We start from the raw sequence: 20862 nt of genomic DNA on the forward strand, positions 1-20862 counted from the left end.
TTTTGAACATTGATATACTAAAGGTTCTCATTTGAGGGCCTTTTTGTTTGTCTGGCGTTTGGAATGAGATATAGCGAGAGTGTGTGATAAGGGGATGGCTACCAACACTGTCCCTTTTCAATATATCCAAACCACGTCATTCCGATGAGCCTAGGCGAGATCAGGAATCTTGTTGAGGCGCACTCTTTTACTCAGAGTTTCTCTAAAAATCATCAGTACTCTGAAAACTGATTCTGAATCACGCTCGTTCCTCGCTGTTCAGAATGACAGTGGTAGAATGGCTTTTTATCATCATTTGTCAGATACAAAAAAGGTTGGCACTGAGCCAACCTTTTCTCTTCAAAACAAGCGAGAGCTTATTTAATCTCGATACCTTGAGCCTGCATATCGGCATGGTAAGAAGAGCGAACAAATGGACCACACGCTGCATGCGTGAAGCCAAGTTCTAGTGCAACTTCTTTTAGCTCGTCAAACTCTGATGGTGGAACGTAACGTTCTACTGGCAAGTGGTGACGGCTTGGCGCTAGGTACTGGCCTAGAGTCAGCATCGTTACGCCGTGTGCGCGTAGATCTTTCAGTACTTCGATGATTTCTTCTTTGGTTTCACCAAGACCCATCATCAAACCAGACTTGGTCGGTACATCGGGATGCTGCTCTTTGAACTTCTTAAGAAGCTCAAGTGACCATTTATAGTTCGCACCTGGGCGAGCTTTACGGTAAAGACGTGGCGCGGTTTCTAAGTTGTGGTTGAAGACATCTGGCGGATTGTCTTTCATTAGATCAAGCGCTACATCCATGCGACCACGGAAGTCAGGAACCAGTGTTTCAATCTTAATATGCGGGTTTAACGCACGGATCTCGCGGTTACAATCGGCAAAGTGCTGTGCACCGCCGTCACGCAGATCGTCACGGTCAACAGAAGTGATTACTACGTATTTCAGCTTCATATCGGCAATGGTTTTCGCCAGTTTTTGAGGCTCTTCTGCTTCCGGTGGTAATGGGCGGCCATGAGCAACGTCACAGAAAGGACAACGACGAGTACAAATAGCACCTAAGATCATGAAGGTTGCTGTACCGTGGTTAAAACATTCCGCTAGGTTCGGGCAAGATGCTTCTTCACATACGGAGTGAAGTTTATTCTTACGCATCGCCGCTTTGATGTCTTGAATTCGTTGGCTGTCGGCTGGTAGCTTGATCTTCATCCAATCAGGCTTACGTAGCACTTCTTTCTGCTCTGTAGGCATGTTCTTTACGGGAATCAATGCCATTTTATCGGCGTCACGATATTTAACGCCTTTTTCCATCTGGATTGGTTTGCTCATGCTTTATTACCTTGAGAAGGTGCTTCTGTGCTGAATTCTACTTGCTCATAATCGAGCAAAGTAACGAGTTCTTCTATTAATTGTTTTTCTACGGCTTCTACATTGTCTGGGCCGCCAAATTGGCTGACCTGAACCATTTCCATACCTTCATAACCACAAGGGTTAATACGCAGAAACGGTGTTAAATCCATATTTACGTTCAAGGCTAAACCATGAAACGAGCATCCTTTACGAATGCGTAAACCGAGAGAGCATATTTTCTTACCGGCAACGTAGACACCTGGTGCGTCAGGTCGTGCGGCTGAGTCAATATTGTATGCTTTTAGCGTGTTGATCACGAGGTTCTCGATTGTGGTAACGAGATCTCGTACACCTAATTTTTTACGGCGTAGGTTGATCAAGAAGTAGGCGACCAACTGACCAGGGCCATGATACGTAACCTGGCCTCCGCGATCACTTTGTACAACAGGAATATCGCCAGTGTTAATCAAGTGCTCAGCTTTACCTGCCTGTCCTTGCGTAAATACTGGGTTATGTTCTACCAACCAGACTTCATCACGGGTTTCTTCTGTGCGTTGGTCGGTGAACTCATGCATCGCCTTCCATACAGGCTCATAGTCTTGGCGGCCAAGTCGTTTTACAACAAGTTGGTGTTGCATGGGAATTCCTGTTGCTAATATATAAAGTTTTTGGATTATAAACCGGATAACCCTGATGCTCTACCGCTGCGTAACAGATTTTTAACTGAAAGCGATGTAAAGCCTCGTTATCTCTTTGATAAATAAAAAGAAAGCAGCCAAGGCTGCTTTCAAAAAAAATTTAATATATCAAAAAATTATAGAACCATGCGTACGATGTCAATTTCACCTAACTCTTTGTACAGAGTCTCAACCTGCTCGATAGAGGTTGCAGTAATGTTGATTGACACAGAGTGGTAGTTGCCCTTAGCACTTGGTTTAACGGTCGGGCTGTAGTCACCTGGAGCATGGCGCTGAATAACTTCAAGAACAAGCTCTGGAAGTTCAGGCTTTGCATGACCCATTACCTTGTAAGTAAATGAACAAGGGAACTCAAGCAGGTCTTTTAATTTTGCATCAGAGTTGATGGTTAGCATATCGATAACTCCAGTAGATATTCGTTGCGGTGCGAAATAGTACAGTCAAATTAGGGGGAACTCAAGACGAGGAGCTCAAACTTAAAAAGCCGCCCATTCAGGCGGCTTTGCGAATAAGTTTGCTACTCTAATGTTCTTTTTAGAAGAAGCTCTTGAATAACAATACGATGTAATCCCACATGCGGCTAAATAGACTACCTTGCTCTACGGTTTCTAGTGCCATTAGTGGGTATTCGGCAATATCTTCACCATCGATCTGATAGTATAGCTTACCAACTACATCACCTTTATTAATTGGGGCTTCTAGCTCTTTTTCAAGGACGAAGCTTGCTTTTAGGTTTTTCGCTTCACCACGCGGTAGTGTTACGTAAGTATCTTGGTCAAGACCCAGTGCTACGGTGTCTTTGTTACCCATCCACACTTTTTCTTCTACGAACGTTTCACCGGCTTTGTGCGGTGCTACTGTTTCGAAGAAACGGAAGCCGTAGCTTAGCAGCTTTTTGCTTTCTGACTTACGAGCATTGGCATCTTTAGTACCCATAACGACCGCAACCAAGCGCATTTGACCTTCAGTTGCTGAACTTACTAGGCTGTAACCCGCATTACTTGTGTGACCCGTTTTGATGCCGTCAACGTTCATGCTCTTATCCCAAAGTAGACCGTTACGGTTGTATTGGGTGATGCCGTTGTAAGTAAATTTCTTCTCTGAATACACTCGGTACTCATTTGGTACGTCACGGATAAGTGCTTTACCTAGCAGTGCCATGTCGTATGGTGTTGAGTACAATTCTGCGTTATCTAAGCCATGAACGTTGGCAAAGTGCGAGTTAGTCATACCCAATGTGTTGGCCCAAGCGTTCATTAGGTCAACAAATGCATCTTCTGAACCTGCAATATGTTCTGCCATCGCAACACAGGCATCGTTACCTGACTGGACGATGATACCTCGGTTCAGGTCACGTACTTTAACTGTTGTGCCTACTTCAATGAACATCTTTGATGAATCAGGGAAGTTTTTCGCCCACGCATTTTTACTGATGGTGACATCATCATCTTCTGAGATATTACCACGCGCTAGCTCTTGGCCGATTACATAGCTGGTCATCATCTTAGTCAGACTAGCTGGAGACAATTTTGTGTTCATCTCTTTCTCTGCCAGTACTTTACCTGAATGGTAATCCATCAGCACGTAGCCCTTCGCCGCGATTTGAGGGGCATCTGGAACAACGATAGGTGATGCAAGAGCAGATTGAGCGAAAGTTGCAGAAAGGGCAACCGAAGAAACGAGAATAGATTTCACAAACTTATTTTTATTCATGGTAATTCAAATTTTTGGGTTAACTGCAGACATCTTATCAGAATCCCTAGTTATGTAAGAGGGGGATCAAAGAGAAATTCATGACACGAGGTCATTTGGCAGTGTTGTGTTTTTTAATAAATGCAGACGAATAGCCGAGCAACTTTACTTTATCTAATGTGGCTTGCGTCAGGGAATAGTCAGTAAATGGCCCTAACAACAAGCGATAAGACTCTTTCGCACTCTCTAGGAAAGTTTCTGTATCCAATTTTTGACCAAGCTCGGTACCTAAAGTTCGCGCGCGTTCTTCATTTTTTGATGATGCCACTTGAATAACGTACCTAGGGTGTGCTTCTAATGACTTTTTGTCCGTGGGCTGATTGATACTGATCACTTCAATTTCCACGTTCGCGGTGCCTGTTTTTATGACATCTAACTTGTGCGCGGCGGCATAGCTTAAATCAATGATACGGCCATCGTGAAAAGGACCTCGGTCATTAACTCGTACTATGGTGGTTTTGCCGTTGTCAGTATTGGTAACTTTTACGTAACTTGGTAACGGTAGCGTTTTATGCGCTGCCGTCATTGAGTACATGTCATAGATTTCGCCATTAGAAGTCAAATGACCTTGGAATTTTTTCCCATACCAAGATGCGCGGCCTTTTTCTTTAAAGCCTTTCGCATTGCGAACTATTTTGTAGTCTTTGCCACGCAAGTGGTAATCTTTGTTCCCACCTAGGCTGTACGGTTCATATTTAGGATGCGCATCCTCGATGTGTTCGACTGAAAGCGGTGTATCCGGTGCAACATCGGATTCGAGTTCGTAACGGCCTTCTTGTTCTTTTTGGCTAGTTGATGAACAGCCTGCCAAAATAAGAGCAGAGAAAACCAAGGAATATAAAGCGCGTTTTTGCATGTCTAGGTCGCCTTAGAGAATGCTTTTCGGTGCGTATGAATCGACATCAGAATACCAAAACCAGCCATCAAGGTTACCATTGATGTGCCGCCATAACTGATGAGTGGCAACGGTACACCTACTACAGGTAGGATGCCACTTACCATGCCAATATTTACAAAAATATACACGAAGAAGCTGAGTACAATACTGCCTGCCATCATTCGTCCAAATGCGGTTTGCGCTTGGCTGGCGAGATATAAACCTCGTCCAATAATAAATAGATAGATGGCTAAAAGGCAAAGGAAGCCAATCATACCCCATTCTTCAGCAATTACTGCAAAGATAAAGTCAGTGTGTCGTTCAGGAAGAAATTCTAGTTGTGACTGCGTACCTTGCAACCAACCTTTGCCGGAAATACCGCCGGAGCCAATCGCAATTTTACTCTGAATAATGTGGTAGCCCGCTCCTAGCGGATCAGATTCCGGGTTAAATAGAGTACGAACTCGCACTTTTTGATACTCTCGCATCAAGAAAAACCACAGAATTGGAATGAAACCACCTAATGCAATCGCAGCACCAGCAATTATTTTCCAGCTAATGCCGGCGAGGAAGATAACAAAAATACCGGAAGCGGCGATCAGGATCGAGGTACCTAAGTCAGGCTGCTTTGCAATGAGAATGGTTGGTAAGCAGACCATAATCAGTGCAACAATGAGTGTTTTTAGCGTTGGTGGAAGGGGCTGTCTACCGACATAGCGAGCCACCATTAATGGCACCGCGAGCTTCAATAGCTCTGACGGTTGAAAGCGCACAAAACCGAGGTTAAGCCAACGCTGCGCGCCTTTCGATGCTTCACCGAAAAACAGCACGCCGAAAAGCAGTATAACGCCACCAACGAACATCAAAGGTGCCAAGCTTTCGTAAGTTCGTGGAGAAAGCTGCGCAAGGACGAGCATCACAACGAGTGAAAGCACCATTCGCATGGCTTGGCGATCCATCATCAGTAAACTTTGGCCACTGGCGCTGTACATGATCACCAGGCCAAACCCCATCAGGGCCAGTATGCCAAGTAGGAGTGGTAAGTCGATATGGAAGCGTTCAAACAGGGCGCGATTTTTACCTGTAGAGGGATCCATCTTCATTACTGTTTTACCTCTTTCTTCGCATTGTTTTCAGGCTCAATTTCTTCTGGACCAAGAACGACTCGGTCAAAAATTTTCCTTACTACTGGGGCACCGTTACTAGAACCACCACCGGCATTTTCTAGTACTACAGTGACGACCACTTTAGGATCATCAAATGGTGCAAAGCCAGTAAATAACGCATGGTCACGTAAGTGCTCGGCGATCTCATCGGCGTTGTACTCTTCGTTTTCACCCAGACCGAAGACCTGTGCAGTACCTGATTTACCCGCTGTTTCATAATTCATTTTGTAGAATGAGCGACGAGCTGTTCCGCGCGTGCCATGGTTTACCCGACGCATGCCTTCTTTCGCCATATCCCAGTACTTTTTAGGCACATTCTTGATTGGTGGGTAAGTCACGTATTCTGTTGTTTGCTGCTTTTCGAAGTCGTTACCATTTTCTATCGTCGCTTTGAGCAAGTGAGGTGCGATCACTTCTCCCTCGTTTACTAATACGGAGGTTGCTTTGGCGATTTGCATTGGTGTTGCTGTCCAATATCCTTGGCCGATACCCACAGGGATCGTATCACCTTTATACCATGGGGTTTTATGGCGAGACATTTTCCAGTCACGAGTCGGCATGTTCGCCTTACTTTCTTCGTAGATATCAATGCCAGTGTAATCACCAAAACCGAACATCATCATCCAATTCGAAATACGGTCAATACCCATGTCATAAGCGATTTGATAGTAGAAGGTATCAACAGACTCTTCGATCGACTTAATGATATCGACGCGTCCGTGTCCCCAACGCAACCAGTCCCGGAACGGACGTGTGTTAGAGTTTGGTATGCGCCAATAACCAGGATCATTTCGTGTAGTGTTAGGTGTGACGACACCTTCTTGCAACGCGGCTACCGCCATAAATGGTTTGATGGTAGAGGCAGGAGGGTAAATGCCAAGTGTAGTGCGGTTGACCAAAGGACGGTTTTTATCGTTCAAAAGGGCGCGATAGTCTTTACCTGAGATTCCGTGCACGAACGAGTTAGGATCGTAGCTAGGGCTTGAAACCATAGCCAGTACGCCGTTGTCTCTAGGATCGATTACTACAGCACTGCCTCGGCGGCCGTCCAATAATTGGTGTACGTACAACTGCAAGTTGATATCAAGGTTTAAAACGATGTCTTTTCCGGGTACAGGTGGAACGTACTTTAAGGTACGAATTACTCGGCCGCGGCTGTTTACCTCGACTTCTTGATATCCGGCTGTACCGTGTAAGAGGTCTTCGTAGTATTTTTCAATACCCAGCTTACCAATGTCGCGAGTGGCTTGATAGTTTGCGTCTTTTTCTTCTCGGATCAGGCGCTGCATGTCGCGATCATTGATTCGAGAAACGTAACCAATCACGTGGGTTAAGACTTCGCTGAAAGGGTAGTAGCGCTTTAAGGTCGCACTTATTTCCACACCCGGAAAGCGGTACTGATTGACGGAGAATACCGCTACTTGTTTTTCGTTCAGTTGGGTAAGCAGTGGGACCGATTTAAATCGACGAGTCCGTTTACGCTCGTGGTGGAAACGTTCAATCTGGTCTGGTGTAATTTCCAGAATAGTTTGTAATTCTTGGATGGTTGCATCAATGTCTTTAATTTTTTCTGGGGTCAGTTCTAAGTTAAAGACGGGACGGTTCTCTGCCAGTAAAACGCCATTTCGGTCATAAATTAGACCTCGGTTAGGCGCGATAGGCACTACTTTGATACGGTTATCGTTCGAGCGGGTTTGATAGTCTTGAAACTGGTTCACCTGAATGTTGTACATGTTGGCAACCAGAGCTCCCATCAAGACAACAATGCCGATAAAAGCAACAATAGCGCGGCTGGCAAACAGACGCGCTTCGGCTTGATAATCTCGGATTTGACTGCGGCGTTTACGAATCATTAACGCTTGGCTCTAAAGTTAAACAACGATTATTCGCGATGATAAGGGTGGTTAGCGGTGATGCTCCACGCTCGGTACAAGCTTTCTGCCATTACGATACGCACTAGAGGGTGGGGTAGCGTTAAGGCAGACAATGACCAGCTTTGGTCTGCTGCAGCTTTGCATGCAGGAGCGAGTCCTTCAGGACCGCCGATTAATATTGATACATCACGGCCATCTAATTTCCAAGCTTCTAACTGCTCAGCGAGTTGAGGAGTGTCCCATTTTTTACCTGGGATATCTAACGTGACGATACGGTTGCCTTTTGGTACCGCAGCGAGCATCGCTTCCCCTTCTTTTTGCAGGATGCGAGCGATATCGGCATTCTTACCACGCTTACCAGCAGAGATTTCAATCAACTCCAACGGCATATCATGTGGGAAACGGCGACGATATTCTTGAAAGCCTTCCTCAACCCATTTTGGCATTTTTGTGCCAACAGCAATTAGTTGAATTTTCAAAAGATTAACCCCAGAGTTTTTCTAGCTGGTAGAGTTCGCGGTGCTCTTCTTGCATCACGTGAAGCATGGCGTCGCCCATATCTAGGACTACCCATTCACCTTCGTTTTCACCTTCCATTCCTAGTGGCTCAAGACCGGCTTTTTTCACTTCTGTTGCAACATGGTCAGCGATGGATGAAACGTGGCGTTTGGATGTACCAGTACAGATGATCATGTAATCTGTCACGCTTGATTTATCTTCCACATTTAGGACGATAATGTCTTCCGCTTTCATGTCGTCGGCTTTATCAGCTAAAAAGTCTTTCAGTTCTTCGCGAAGCACTCGGTTTTCCTCGGTTTGTCTCTTATCTCTACAGTGTTTTACATTCTTGCTTGCAAAACAGGTCGCGCACTATATCACGCTTTGATTTTTAAATTGCCAGCTTAATATCAGGAGAGCAGGTTTCTAAGCTCAACTGATGAATAGTTGGCCATACAGACTCGTCATACTGAGTTTTGGCTTTTATCTCGGCTTGAGCCAACAAGGAGAGCAATGCACAAATACGACTCGCTGATAAGCGGGTCAGTGCTGCGTTATAGAGTGGACGCTTGTTTTGCCAAACTCGATATTTCTCAAATACCTGGTTCATTCCCATTTGAGTTAAGTCTTGATGCATATTTAAAAGTTGGCTCAACTCTTTTTGTATACTTCGAATCAAGATCACGGTCTCAACCCCTTCCGCCTCAAGTTGGCGAAGAATACGTTGTGCACGGTTTGCTTTACCTGCCAGTAAGGCGTCGATCCAGTTAAAGGTAGTGAAGTGATTATGGCGACTTAGGGCTTCCTCTAAACGTATGATGGTCAGCTCACCATCCGGATAGAGTAGGGCCAATTTCTCTAAGCTTTGTGTCAATGCAAATAGGTTACCTTCATGCCATTGAGCCAACATTTGCAGTGATTGTTGATCGGGTTTTAGTCCCAACGTGCGGCAACGTGTCTGAATGAACATAGGTAGGCGTTGAAGGTCTGGCGACAAGCAGCTTACCCAATCGCCTTTTGAGCTTAATGCTTTAAACCATTTCGCATTTTCTTGGGCTTTGGTCAGTTTGCTACCAACAATGACGAGCATTATGTCATCATGAAGCATATCACACAGTGTTTGCAGCTCTTTGCTGACGGCGGTTGTCACGCCACTTTCAGGAATTTCAAGCTCAATCAATTGACGGTTTGAAAACAGACTCATCGCTTGGAAACAGTCGTAAACTTGGTTCCAGTCGATGCTAGCATCCACAGCAAAACGGTGTTTTTCCTCAAAACCTTGTTGAAACGCTGCCTTTTGGATGGCTTGGCGGCTTTCTTGAATCAGTAACGGCTCATTACCAAAGATTAAGTAAACCTGTTTAACTTGTTTAGTTAAATGATCCGTTAGCTTATCGGCATAAATTCGCATAGTGACTAAGAGTTTTTGTTCGCTGGCTCAGAGATTTGTCCTGCTTCATATTCGGCACGAATACGGCCCAACTGGCGCATCATCTGTTTTGCAGCTTGCAAGCGCATCTCGTCTTCAATTACGTCACGCTCAACAGATTTTGCAAGTGCGGTCAATGGGTTGTCTAGGTAGTTGCGGTTTACTGTTGTCGTAAAGTTTTTAGAACCATAGCCAGGAATCGTCACACGGTATTTTACTACGTATGTCAGCTCTTTTTCTGCTGCACGGCTATTTTGATACAGAGACAGTGTACGCTCATCGATAGTCGCTTCCGTCAAATGAAGGTTGGGTACCGTCGATGATGGTTGAACAAGTTCAACTTTGTTCAGTTCGAGTTGAGAGCGAACATAGCGAGTTAATTCACTGTATTCATCGTAGCTGGAGAAAGACATAGTGTGCAGCTCTTCCGGTACGGAATACTCGCCGCGAAGGTGAAAACCACAGGCAGAAAGAAGCCCCGCTAATACCAATACCACTGGTAGTTTAATCAAAGAGAAAAAGCGCATTGATTGTATTCATCCTAAATTGAAGGGGTTATTTACCTTAAACCACTCATGTGAATGGTTTGAGGTAAATAAACAGGGTAGAAAACTACCCTGTTTAATGACTCTTGGTTAACAAATAAGTTCGCTAAACAGAGACAAATTGACAGCTGCGATTAGTTTGCAACAATGTTCAGCAGTTTACCTGGAACGTAAATAACTTTACGAATAGTCAGGCCATCAGTGAACTTAACCACGTTTTCGTCGTTTAGACCAAGCTGTTCGATATCGTCTTTAGAGATATCCGCTGGGACTGTTAGCTTCGCACGTAGCTTACCGTTAACTTGAACAACGATAGTTTTTTCGTCTTCAACTAGCGCTTTTTCGTCAAACGTCGGCCATGCCGCGTTATCAATGTCTGTTTCACCTAGTGCTGCCCATAGCTCGTATGAGATATGCGGAGTGATAGGGTAAAGCATGACAACAATAGCTTTCAGTGCTTCGTCAAGGATTGCACGATCTTGCGCAGATTCTTGAGGCGCTTTCGCTAGTTTGTTCATCAGCTCCATGATCGCTGCGATCGCGGTGTTGAATGTTTGACGACGAGCGATATCGTCCGTCACTTTCGCGATAGTTTTGTGAACGTCGCGGCGAAGTGCTTTTTGATCACCAGAAAGCGCTGAGGTATCTACTGCTTTTGCTGCGCCTTTCGCTGTGTGCTCTTTCACTAGTTTCCAAACACGTTTTAGGAAGCGGTTCGCACCTTCTACGCCAGACTCTTGCCATTCAAGTGTCATGTCCGCTGGAGACGCGAACATCATGAATAGACGTACTGTGTCTGCGCCGTACTTGTCTACCATTTCTTGAGGGTCGATACCGTTGTTCTTAGACTTAGACATCTTGATCATGCCTGAGTGCGTTACATCACGACCTTCAGTGTCTTTAGCAGAAGTTATGCGGCCTTTACCATCACGTTCAACGGCTACGTCTGTTGGAGCTACCCACTCTTTGCCGCCTTTCTCGTTCTCGAAGTAGAACGCATCAGCTAGTACCATGCCTTGACACAGTAGTTGCTTGAACGGTTCGTCAGAAGTTACGTAACCCGCATCGCGCAGTAGTTTGTGGAAGAAGCGTGAGTACAGTAGGTGCATACAAGCGTGCTCGATACCACCGATGTACTGATCTACTGGTAGCCAGTAGTTTGCTTTTTCTGGGTCTAGGATGTCGTCCGCTTGTGGTGAACAGTAACGCGCGTAGTACCAAGAAGATTCCATGAACGTATCGAACGTATCTGTCTCACGTAGAGCTGGTTCGCCGTTAAAGGTTGTCTTCGCCCACTCTTTGTCTGCTTTGATTGGGCTCGTTACGCCGTCCATTACCACGTCTTCTGGAAGAATCACTGGTAGTTGGTCAGCAGGTACTGGGTGAACTTCACCGTCTTCAGTCGTTACCATTGGGATTGGTGCGCCCCAGTAACGTTGACGAGATACACCCCAGTCGCGTAGACGGAAGTTTACAGTCTTAGTGCCTTTGCCCTCTGCTTCTAGCTTTGCTGCAATTGCATCGAACGCCGCTTGGAATTCTAGGCCGTCGAATTCACCTGAATCGAACAGTACACCTTTCTCTGTGTATGCCGCTTCAGAGATGTCTAGCTCGCTGCCATCAGCAGGCTTGATAACAGGCACGATGTCTAGACCGTACTTCGTTGCGAACTCGTAGTCACGTTGGTCGTGTGCAGGTACAGCCATTACCGCGCCTGTACCGTAGTCCATCAGTACGAAGTTTGCTACGTATACTGGTACTTCGCAGCCGTTCAATGGATGAATAGCAGTAAGGCCAGTTGCCATACCTTTCTTCTCCATTGTCGCTAGCTCAGCTTCTGCAACCTTGTTGTTCTTACATTCGTCGATAAACGCTGCAAGCTCTGGATTGTTCTCTGCTGCAAGAGCTGCAAGAGGGTGGCCGGCTGCGATACCCACGTAAGTCACACCCATTAGCGTATCTGGACGTGTTGTGTAAACTTCTAGGTCTTGTTGACCCTTAACTTCAAACTTCAGTTCAACACCTTCAGAACGACCAATCCAGTTGCGCTGCATGGTCTTCACCATTTCAGGCCAACCTTCAAGCTTGTCTAAGTCGTCTAGTAGCTCTTGAGCGTACTCAGTGATTTTGATGAACCATTGAGGGATTTCTTTTTGCTCTACAGGCGTATCACAACGCCAGCAACAACCGTCTTCAACCTGCTCGTTTGCAAGAACAGTTTGGTCGTTAGGACACCAGTTAACAGAAGAAGTCTTTTTGTAAACTAAACCTTTCTCGTAAAGTTTAGTGAAGAACTCTTGTTCCCAGCGGTAGTACTCCGGTGTACATGTTGCGAATTCACGGTTCCAATCGTAACCAAAGCCTAGAAGCTTAAGTTGGTTCTTCATGTATTCGATGTTTTCGTAAGTCCAAGGTGCTGGCGCAGTTTTGTTTTTTACTGCTGCGTTTTCTGCAGGTAGACCGAATGCGTCCCAACCGATTGGTTGCATCACGTTTTTGCCTTGTAGGCGTTGGAAACGAGATACTACATCACCGATAGTGTAGTTGCGCACGTGACCCATGTGCAGTCGACCACTTGGGTATGGGAACATGGACAGACAGTAGAATTTTTCTTTATTTGGGTCTTCACTTACAACAAAGGTTTTGTTGTCATCCCAGTGCTTTTGAACTTTTTGTTCAATATCTTGTGGGTTGTATTGTTCTTGCATCGATGGTATCCGTTATCTTGGAATTTGTGAGTTCGGTTAGAACAGACTTAAATAGATCGTCATAGAATACCTAAAGCTAGGGATCACAACAATAGCCAATCTGTACCCATGCGCCCTTAAGTGACGCAGGTAGGAGAAAGATGGAGGTCAGTTATGCCTAAACGTAAAACAGGTTATGAGGAAATGCTCGAGGATGTGATTGAAACCTTGAAGCACAGTCCGGAAGAAGTTAACAAAGCGATTGAGACGTCGGGCAAAGTGGTGGATGCTGCTAATGACTTGACCAAAGATGAATTGGCTTTAATCAAAGCGTACCTTAAAGCCGACTTAAAAGAGTTTTCAGAGAGTTACGAGGATAGCAAAAGCGGTCCGTTTTACTTAACGATTGCGGATTCGATATGGCAAGGGCTGTTAGAGATTACAGACCGAACTAAAGTTGAGTGGGTTGAGTTGTTCGATGACTTAGAGCATCAAGGGCTATATGAAGCAGGAGAGGTGATAGGCTTAGGAACTTTAGTCTGTGATGAGTGTGGTCACAAGACAACGTATAACCACCCAACAGTAATCATTCCGTGTATTAAGTGTGGTCACAAAGGCTTTACTCGTCAGTCATTAAAGCCATAAATGGCGAGTAACGACTGTATAATGCAATGAATAAAAAAGAGGCTTAGTTGCCTCTTTTTTGTCTTTTCTACTTTCAAGCTGTTATCAGCTCTGTTTTCTTCTTAAACCGAAAGCCAGCGCTAAACTTAACCCTACCCAAATATACAATGGCCAAGTACCAACGATTCGATATGGCGTTTTCCCATCGGTTGGGGTGAGCTCTGCGCGCAGTACTGCAGTTTCAAACTGCGGAACTTGCTCAACGATTTTACCCTTGTGATCGGTTACCGCTGTTAATCCATTGTTAGTCGAGCGGATGAGCGGTTTGCCCAACTCTAAGGCACGCATACGGGCGATCTCCATATGCTGAAGAGGGCCGATAGAGTGACCAAACCATGCATCGTTTGAAAGCGTTAGAATGAAGTCTGTTTCGTCAGTCACATTTTGACGCACTTGCTCATTAAAGATGATCTCATAGCAAAGCGCTGGTGCCATGTGCATGCCATTCGCAACGATGTTTGGCTGCACAAAAGCCCCACGGCTAAACGATGACATCGGTAGGTTAAAGAATGGCGCTAATGGGCGCAAAATATCTTCAAATGGTACAAACTCACCAAACGGTAGTAGGTGATGCTTATGGTAACGTTCGCTTAAATCGAAGCTGTAGTCACCGTATGGTGTGATGCCGAGGGGCAGAATACTGTTGTAGAACTGTCGATCTTCAGCTTGATTGACGACACCGGTGATGATTGCGCTGTTATTCATTTTTGCAGCGCTGTCGATATTGCTCAAAAATGAAGGCACTTCAATTTCAAAAGCGGGAATTGCTGCTTCTGGCCAAACGATAATGTCAGCGTCCCAGTTTTCACGAGTTAAGTCAGCGTATTTCATGATGGTTGGCCAGCGTTGACTTGGTAGCCACTTTAGGTTCTGGTCTACGTTACCTTGAATCAGCGCGAGCTTAGTCGTGTCTTCTGGTCGGGGTGTTACCCAATCGTAGTTGCGAATCCCAAAGCCAGTACTGAGTAGTACCGCAGGGATAATCACCATCAGCCACTGCTTATGAATCCATGCGTAGGCTAACGCCCCTGCGCTGATAAGGATAAATAGAGTAAGCAGTTCTACGCCGCCAATTGGTGCAAAGCTTGCGAGTGGAGCATCTATCTGGCTATAGCCTAGCCATAACCAAGGGAAGCCAGTCATCACCCAACCACGTAACCAATCACTGATCAGCCATAAAGCAGGTGCAGCGAGAAGTGCTTTTGTGAGCGTAAATTGAGGAAACAGCTTGTTGTTGAGCCAAGCAAATAAGCCTGAATAAACAGCCAAGTAGGCAACAAGCAAGCCCATTAAAAATAAATTGGCAATGAGCGGCATACCGCCAAAACCGGAGATACTGACGTAAACCCAGCTAACGCCAGTTGCAAATTGACCTAACCCCCAAGCATAACCAATCCATAGTGCGCGTTTCGGAGTTTGGTTAGCAAGAAGAATCAGTAGAATTGCTGGGCTAAGAATGGCAATAGGCCACAGCTTGTAAGGAGCGAAAGCGAGTGTAGTAGAGGCGCCAACAAAAGCGGCCACTAAGGGCCGCTTAAGGCGATGAAAGAGTTCATTCATCATTGTAATTTCTGAGATTCCCAATGGGTATCGCGTTACTCTTGAGTGGCTTCAACCAGGGTTTCTTCGTCTGGGATCGTCACTTGGAGTTGAATGACACGACGGTTATCGGCAGCGGTGACTTTGAAGTTGTAGCCTTCAATTTCAACCAGTTCACCACGAGAAGGTAAGTGACCAAAGGCAGTCATGACCATACCACCAACGGTATCAACTTCCTCATCGCTGAAGTTGGTTCCGAATGTCTCATTAAACTCTTCGATGGTTGTCAGCGCTCTGACAGCAAACGTATGCTTGCTCAGCTTACGAATGTCCGTCTCTTCACTTTCATCGAATTCATCTTCAATATCCCCGACGATTTCCTCAAGGATATCTTCAATGGTCACAAGACCAGAAACACCACCGAATTCATCGACAACAATGGCCATATGATAACGTTCTTCACGGAATTCTTTCAGCAGTCGATCAACGCGTTTACTTTCCGGTACCACAACCGCTGGTCGAATGACTTCTTCGATATCAAATGGATTACTGCCTGAGCCTAAGTATTTAAGTAAGTCCTTCGCTAGAAGTATGCCTTCCACATGGTCTTTATCTTCGCTGATCACAGGGTAGCGAGAGTGTTGAGCATCGGTAATCAAAGCAACCAAGGTATCAAGGTCGTGAGTACGCTCAACGGTAACCATTTGCGAACGCGGGATCATAATGTCACGCACACGCATTTCGGAGATTTCCATAACACCTTCAAGCATATCGCGAGTGTCATGGTCAATCAGGTCGTTAACTTCAGAGTCGCGGATAACATCCACAAGCTCTTGGCGATCTTTTGGTTCGCCCTGAAATAGTTGACCTAGACGTTCAAAGAAGGACTTTCTACTCGGACCTTCTGCCTTTTCTTTCTTATCTTCGTTAGAAGAGGGAGAATTATCTTCGTTCATTGTTTCTCAATTAAGTAACGCTATCAGAAGTGTGATAGCACACATAGAGAGGCGAACACGAGAGTCTTTTAGGTGGTTCGCCTTTCCCTGTCGAGTGGCCAATAGCTACTCTTTTTCAGCAATGTAAGGATCTTCATAACCCATACCTTGCATGATTTCGGTTTCGAGGGACTCCATCTCTTCGGCTTCGTCATCCTCTATATGATCATAACCTAGCAGATGCAAGCTGCCATGTACAACCATATGCGCCCAATGTGCTAGCAGAGGCTTGCTCTGTTCAACCGCTTCTTTTTCAACAACTTGGCGGCAAATAATCAAATCACCAAGTAAATCTATTTCCATACCAGGAGGTGCTTCAAATGGAAACGACAACACATTAGTTGGTTTATCTTTGCCGCGATACTCATGGTTGAGCGTATGACTTTCTTGTTCATCAACAATACGAATGGTGACTTCGGCTTGTGGCTGGAAGAGAGGAATTGTCTTATCTAGCCACAATTGGAAATCTTGCTGCGAAGGCAGACCTTCTTCATTTTCGACTGCCAGTTGCAGATCAAGTTCAATCGCCATGATTATTCCTTAGTTGAAGCAACTTGTGCATTCAGTTCGGCTTTTGCTGCTTCTAGTAACTTCGCATCGCGTTCTTCACGACGGCGTTTCTCGAACTCTTTACGCTCTTTCTGGTCTTGCGCTTCCCACTTCTCGTACGCGTTAACGATACGAGCAACCACAGGGTGACGTACAACGTCGTCGGCTAAGAAGAAGTTAAAGCTGATGTCATCAACTTCGCTTAGTACTTCAATAGCATGACGAAGACCCGATTTCGCACCACGAGGTAAGTCAATCTGCGTGACATCACCAGTGATAACCGCGCGAGAGTTAAAACCAATACGCGTTAGGAACATCTTCATCTGTTCAACTGTGGTGTTCTGACTCTCATCAAGAATGATAAAGGCGTCGTTTAGAGTACGACCACGCATGTAAGCAAGAGGGGCAACCTCAATCACGTTACGTTCAATCAGCTTCTCTACGCGCTCAAAGCCCAGCATTTCAAATAGGGCGTCGTATAGCGGACGTAGGTATGGGTCGACTTTCTGGCTTAAATCACCAGGTAGGAAGCCCAACTTCTCACCAGCTTCAACCGCTGGACGAGTAAGTAGAATACGGCGGATCTCTTGGCGCTCTAGTGCGTCAACAGCTGCTGCTACAGCAAGGTAGGTTTTACCTGTACCAGCCGGGCCAATACCAAAAGAAATATCATGCGTGACCATGTTAACCAAGTACTGCGCTTGGTTTGGCGTACGTGGTTTGATCACACCTTTCTTGGTTTTGACGAAGACTTCTTTACCATGCTCGATATTAGACTCAGTATTCTGCTCAAGAACACCAGACTCTTTGATCGCTAGATGGATTTGCTCAGGCTCAATATCTGGGATCTCACCTCGTACAGGTGCGGTATCAACATATAGAGTTTTCAGGATATCCAGCGCAGCTGATGCGGTATGAGGTTTACCGACAATCGTAAAGTGGTCACTACGGTGGTTAATTTCAACGCCTAGACGACGTTCTAAATGCTTGATGTTGTCATCGAATGGACCGCACAGGCTAGCTAGTCGGCGGTTGTCTGAAGGTTCTAGGTTAATTTCTAGAGTTACGATTTTATTGCTCAATGTTGCCTCTCATTTTTTGCCACTTAGTGAGAGCCTGATAACGACCAGGCTCTCTATGGCTATTTATACGAGCTTACGGCGTAAAAGTAGCTACACCCAGCTCATCTTCGCGACGTGTTTTCGCCATCATCTGCGTTGGGGAAATCACACTACGAAGATCCATGTCTTTTTCAGTACGTACTAGCTCACCACGCAGTGAGTTTGCAAATACGTCTACGATCTTCACATCAACGAACTGACCAATTAGGTCTGCACTACCTTCAAAGTTTACTACACGGTTGTTTTCTGTACGAGCGCGTAGTTCCATTAGGTTTTTCTTCGAAGGACCTTCAACTAGAACACGTTGTTCTGTGCCAAGCATTAAGCGAGAGTAACGCATCGCTTGAGCATTGATAGTTTGCTGTAGTTCGTAAAGGCGCTCTTTCTTCACTTGTTCTGACACATCACAAGGGTAATCCGCTGCTGGCGTACCTGGACGTGGAGAGAAAATAAAGCTGAAGCTCATGTCAAAGTCTACATCTTTGATTAGCTTCATGGTGTCTTGGAAGTCTTTGTCTGTCTCACCAGGGAAACCAACAATAAAGTCTGAACTGATTTGAATATCAGGACGAGCTTTACGCAGTTTACGGATGATCGATTTGTATTCGATAGCGGTGTGAGGGCGTTTCATCATCGTTAGGATACGGTCACTACCACTTTGCACAGGTAAGTGCAGGAAGCTCACAAGTTCTGGCGTATCTTCGTATACTGCGATGATGTCGTCTGTGAATTCTAACGGGTGGCTCGTCGTGAAACGAATACGGTCGATACCATCGATAGACGCAACCAAACGAAGCAGTTCTGCAAATGAACAGATCTCACCATCGTGCATAGGACCACGGTACGCGTTTACGTTTTGACCCAGAAGGTTTACTTCACGTACGCCTTGTTCAGCAAGTTGGGCGATTTCGAACAGTACGTCATCCATTGGACGGCTTACTTCTTCACCACGAGTGTACGGTACGACACAGTAAGTACAGTACTTAGAGCAGCCTTCCATAATAGAAACGAATGCTGTCGCACCTTCAGCGCGAGGTTCAGGTAGGCGGTCGAATTTTTCGATCTCTGGGAACGAAATGTCCATAACTGGTGCATCATCGGACTGAGATTGTTTGATCATCTCAGGTAGGCGGTGCAAAGTTTGTGGGCCAAAAATAACGTCAACGTATGGTGCACGTTCACGAATATGGTCACCTTCTTGCGTTGCTACACAACCACCTACACCGATAACTACGCCAGGTTTTTTATCTTTTAGTGTTTTCCAGCGGCCTAGCTGGTGGAAAACTTTCTCTTGCGCTTTTTCACGGATCGAACAGGTGTTAAGTAGAAGTACGTCTGCTTCCTCTGGCTCTTCCGTCAGCTCGTAGCCGTTTGCAGCATTAAGCAGGTCGGCCATTTTTGATGAATCGTATTCGTTCATCTGGCAGCCCCAGGTTTTAATTAGCAGTTTCTTACTCATCTCACTTTCGCTCGTTCAGTTGTACTTAAATCGGAGAGCTATTGCTCAAATTATAGCCGCCATCACGGCGGTAAGCGGCGTATTGTACTGCTTTAAAAAGCACCTGACTAGTGATCTAGCTAATTCTCTGCAAAGCCTGATGAAATCTAGTTTTTCGCCCTATGCTGAACAAGGTTTTTTGTTAAACAATTTTGTAAAAGTAGCCATGGAAAGTACAATAAAAAACGCCAATTAATCAGCACGATGAAGAGTGAAAAATGAACAAGTATGACATCGCCGTGATCGGTGGCGGTATGGTCGGGGCAGCCGTCGCTGTTGGATTTGCCAAGCAGGGCAGAAGCGTTGTCTTGGTCGAAGGTACAAAACCTAAAGTTTTTGATGCCGCTCAGGCGATGGATATTCGTGTATCTGCAATCTCGCACCAGTCGGTGGAGTTACTTGATTCACTCGGAGCATGGTCAGAGATCAAGAGTATGCGAGTTTGTCCTTATCGGCGCTTAGAAACTTGGGAGCACCCAGAGTGCCGTACTCGTTTTCACTCTGATGAATTGTCATTGGATCAGCTAGGTTACATCGTTGAAAACCGCCTAATCCAATTAGGTCTTTGGCAAGTCTTCTCTCAGTATGAAAATCTAACCGTGATGTGTCCTGAGCGATTAAAAGCCATTGAGTTTGCAGATGTAAATCTTGTGACACTAGAAAGTGGGGCGCAGTTTGAAGCTAACTGGGTGATTGGTGCTGATGGTGCAAACTCTAAAGTTCGTCAATTGGCTGGAATTGGTGTAACTGCGTGGGATTACCGACAACACTGCATGTTGATTAATGTGAAAACAGAATTGCCTCAGCAAGATATTACTTGGCAACAATTTACACCTTCAGGCCCACGTTCATTTTTACCTCTGTGCTCTTTGAGTAACGACGATGGTCAAGTAGTAGGCCAAGGTTCTTTGGTTTGGTATGACTCGCCTAAACGTATTAAACAACTGTGTGCGATGGGTAAACCTCAACTAAGAGAAGAAATTTTACGTCATTTCCCTGCTGAATTAGGCGATATTGAAGTTTTACAGTTTGGCTCATTCCCACTCACTCGTCGTCATGCGCAAAGCTACTCAAGCAAAAATTGCGTGTTAGTGGGTGACTCTGCCCATACGATCAACCCGCTTGCAGGGCAAGGGGTAAACTTAGGCTTCAAAGATGTAGACGTTCTCCTTTCGGTAACAGAACAACAAGAAAAGCTGGAAGATACCTTACTCGCGAAATACGAACGCGCACGTCGACCTGACAACTTACTCATGCAGACGGGCATGGACTTTTTCTATAAAGGTTTTAGCAACGATCTATGGCCATTGAAGTTCGTACGTAATGCTGCATTGAAGCTTGCTGAAAACTCAGGGCCAATTAAGGCTCAAGTACTGAAATACGCGTTAGGTATGTAGTAAGCTACTCAAATCACAGATAGAAAAAAAGCGAGCCATGAGCTCGCTTTTTTAATTCGGCAAATCTAATGATTTCCCGAGTCCAGAACCAAAAAAAGAAAAAACCCAGCAAAGTCATGCTGGGTTTTCCGATAATGGTGCGGAAGGAGAGACTTGAACTCTCACACCTTGCGGCGCCAGAACCTAAATCTGGTGCGTCTACCAATTCCG

At 45.4% G+C, this 20862-nt stretch carries 20 protein-coding genes; 2 read left to right on the forward strand and 18 right to left on the reverse strand.

Translation table 11 applies throughout. The features are described from left to right. Positions 1–356 precede the first annotated feature (356 nt). The 12 genes from lipA to leuS all read right to left on the reverse strand — a co-directional run bounded on the left by lipA (position 357) and on the right by leuS (position 12890). Complete coding sequence (lipA, locus tag R7Q46_RS21275) at positions 357–1322, reverse strand: lipoyl synthase (protein ID WP_005391329.1); 966 nt, start codon at positions 1320–1322, stop codon at positions 357–359. Continuing rightward, positions 1319–1981 carry a lipoyl(octanoyl) transferase LipB gene (lipB, locus tag R7Q46_RS21280; protein ID WP_005384137.1) on the reverse strand — a complete coding sequence of 221 codons (663 nt, stop codon included), beginning with the start codon at positions 1979–1981 and terminating at the stop codon, positions 1319–1321. The genes lipA and lipB overlap by 4 nt, the downstream gene beginning before the upstream one ends. Positions 1982–2157: 176 nt before the next feature. Continuing rightward, positions 2158–2436, reverse strand: coding sequence for a DUF493 family protein YbeD (gene ybeD, locus R7Q46_RS21285; RefSeq protein ID WP_005384135.1), 279 nt, complete (start codon positions 2434–2436; stop codon positions 2158–2160). A 139-nt stretch (positions 2437–2575) separates the two neighbouring features. Then, the gene (locus tag R7Q46_RS21290) at positions 2576–3754 is read right to left on the reverse strand and encodes a serine hydrolase (protein WP_005384132.1); all 1179 of its coding nucleotides are present in this window, start codon (positions 3752–3754) and stop codon (positions 2576–2578) included. 91 nt (positions 3755–3845) lie between these two features. Next, complete coding sequence (locus R7Q46_RS21295) at positions 3846–4649, reverse strand: septal ring lytic transglycosylase RlpA family protein (protein ID WP_017635670.1); 804 nt, start codon at positions 4647–4649, stop codon at positions 3846–3848. Between the two features lie 2 nt (positions 4650–4651). After that, on the reverse strand, positions 4652–5773 hold the full coding sequence (gene rodA, locus R7Q46_RS21300; protein WP_005373004.1) for a rod shape-determining protein RodA: 1122 nt from the start codon (positions 5771–5773) through the stop codon (positions 4652–4654). Next, the gene (gene mrdA, locus R7Q46_RS21305; protein WP_213872128.1) at positions 5773–7689 is read right to left on the reverse strand and encodes a penicillin-binding protein 2; all 1917 of its coding nucleotides are present in this window, start codon (positions 7687–7689) and stop codon (positions 5773–5775) included. Before mrdA ends, rodA begins: the two co-directional genes overlap by 1 nt. A 29-nt stretch (positions 7690–7718) precedes the next feature. After that, on the reverse strand, positions 7719–8189 hold the full coding sequence (rlmH, locus tag R7Q46_RS21310) for a 23S rRNA (pseudouridine(1915)-N(3))-methyltransferase RlmH (protein ID WP_017821762.1): 471 nt from the start codon (positions 8187–8189) through the stop codon (positions 7719–7721). A 4-nt stretch (positions 8190–8193) separates the two neighbouring features. Beyond that, entirely contained in the window at positions 8194–8511 is a 318-nt protein-coding gene (gene rsfS, locus R7Q46_RS21315) for a ribosome silencing factor (RefSeq protein ID WP_005373015.1), read from the reverse strand. A gap of 88 nt (positions 8512–8599) precedes the next feature. Then, positions 8600–9619, reverse strand: a complete 1020-nt coding sequence (gene holA / locus R7Q46_RS21320; RefSeq protein ID WP_213872127.1) for a DNA polymerase III subunit delta — start codon at positions 9617–9619, stop codon at positions 8600–8602. 5 nt (positions 9620–9624) lie between these two features. Beyond that, positions 9625–10164, reverse strand: a complete 540-nt coding sequence (gene lptE / locus R7Q46_RS21325) for an LPS assembly lipoprotein LptE (RefSeq protein WP_005384122.1) — start codon at positions 10162–10164, stop codon at positions 9625–9627. Positions 10165–10316: 152 nt separating this feature from the next. Further along, on the reverse strand, positions 10317–12890 hold the full coding sequence (gene leuS / locus R7Q46_RS21330) for a leucine--tRNA ligase (RefSeq protein ID WP_213872126.1): 2574 nt from the start codon (positions 12888–12890) through the stop codon (positions 10317–10319). 153 nt (positions 12891–13043) lie between these two features. Between leuS and R7Q46_RS21335 the strand changes: the two genes are divergently transcribed. Then, entirely contained in the window at positions 13044–13514 is a 471-nt protein-coding gene (locus tag R7Q46_RS21335) for a zinc ribbon-containing protein (protein ID WP_005373024.1), read from the forward strand. 84 nt (positions 13515–13598) lie between these two features. Here the strand turns inward: R7Q46_RS21335 and lnt are convergent, their stop codons facing one another. The 5 genes from lnt to miaB form a co-directional block, all read right to left on the reverse strand. Continuing rightward, positions 13599–15116, reverse strand: a complete 1518-nt coding sequence (gene lnt, locus R7Q46_RS21340; RefSeq protein ID WP_213872125.1) for an apolipoprotein N-acyltransferase — start codon at positions 15114–15116, stop codon at positions 13599–13601. 32 nt (positions 15117–15148) lie between these two features. Continuing rightward, on the reverse strand, positions 15149–16048 hold the full coding sequence (corC, locus tag R7Q46_RS21345) for a CNNM family magnesium/cobalt transport protein CorC (RefSeq protein ID WP_005384118.1): 900 nt from the start codon (positions 16046–16048) through the stop codon (positions 15149–15151). Between the two features lie 105 nt (positions 16049–16153). Next, positions 16154–16618 carry an rRNA maturation RNase YbeY gene (gene ybeY, locus R7Q46_RS21350; RefSeq protein ID WP_005373030.1) on the reverse strand — a complete coding sequence of 155 codons (465 nt, stop codon included), beginning with the start codon at positions 16616–16618 and terminating at the stop codon, positions 16154–16156. 2 nt (positions 16619–16620) lie between these two features. Beyond that, positions 16621–17718, reverse strand: coding sequence for a PhoH family protein (locus R7Q46_RS21355; protein ID WP_005373033.1), 1098 nt, complete (start codon positions 17716–17718; stop codon positions 16621–16623). Between the two features lie 73 nt (positions 17719–17791). Next, entirely contained in the window at positions 17792–19216 is a 1425-nt protein-coding gene (gene miaB, locus R7Q46_RS21360) for a tRNA (N6-isopentenyl adenosine(37)-C2)-methylthiotransferase MiaB (RefSeq protein WP_005373038.1), read from the reverse strand. Positions 19217–19473: 257 nt separating this feature from the next. On the opposite strand from miaB, the gene R7Q46_RS21365 reads away from it, so the two are divergent. Next, positions 19474–20652: a 2-octaprenyl-3-methyl-6-methoxy-1,4-benzoquinol hydroxylase gene (locus R7Q46_RS21365; protein ID WP_213872124.1), complete on the forward strand. Its 1179-nt coding sequence runs from the start codon at positions 19474–19476 to the stop codon at positions 20650–20652. 13 nt (positions 20653–20665) lie between these two features. On the opposite strand, the gene R7Q46_RS21370 is transcribed toward R7Q46_RS21365, so the two are convergent. Beyond that, a partial coding sequence (locus R7Q46_RS21370) for a hypothetical protein (protein ID WP_206949545.1) occupies positions 20666–20862 on the reverse strand: 197 nt, incomplete at its 5' end.

The organism is Vibrio sp. 811 (assembly GCF_033339195.1).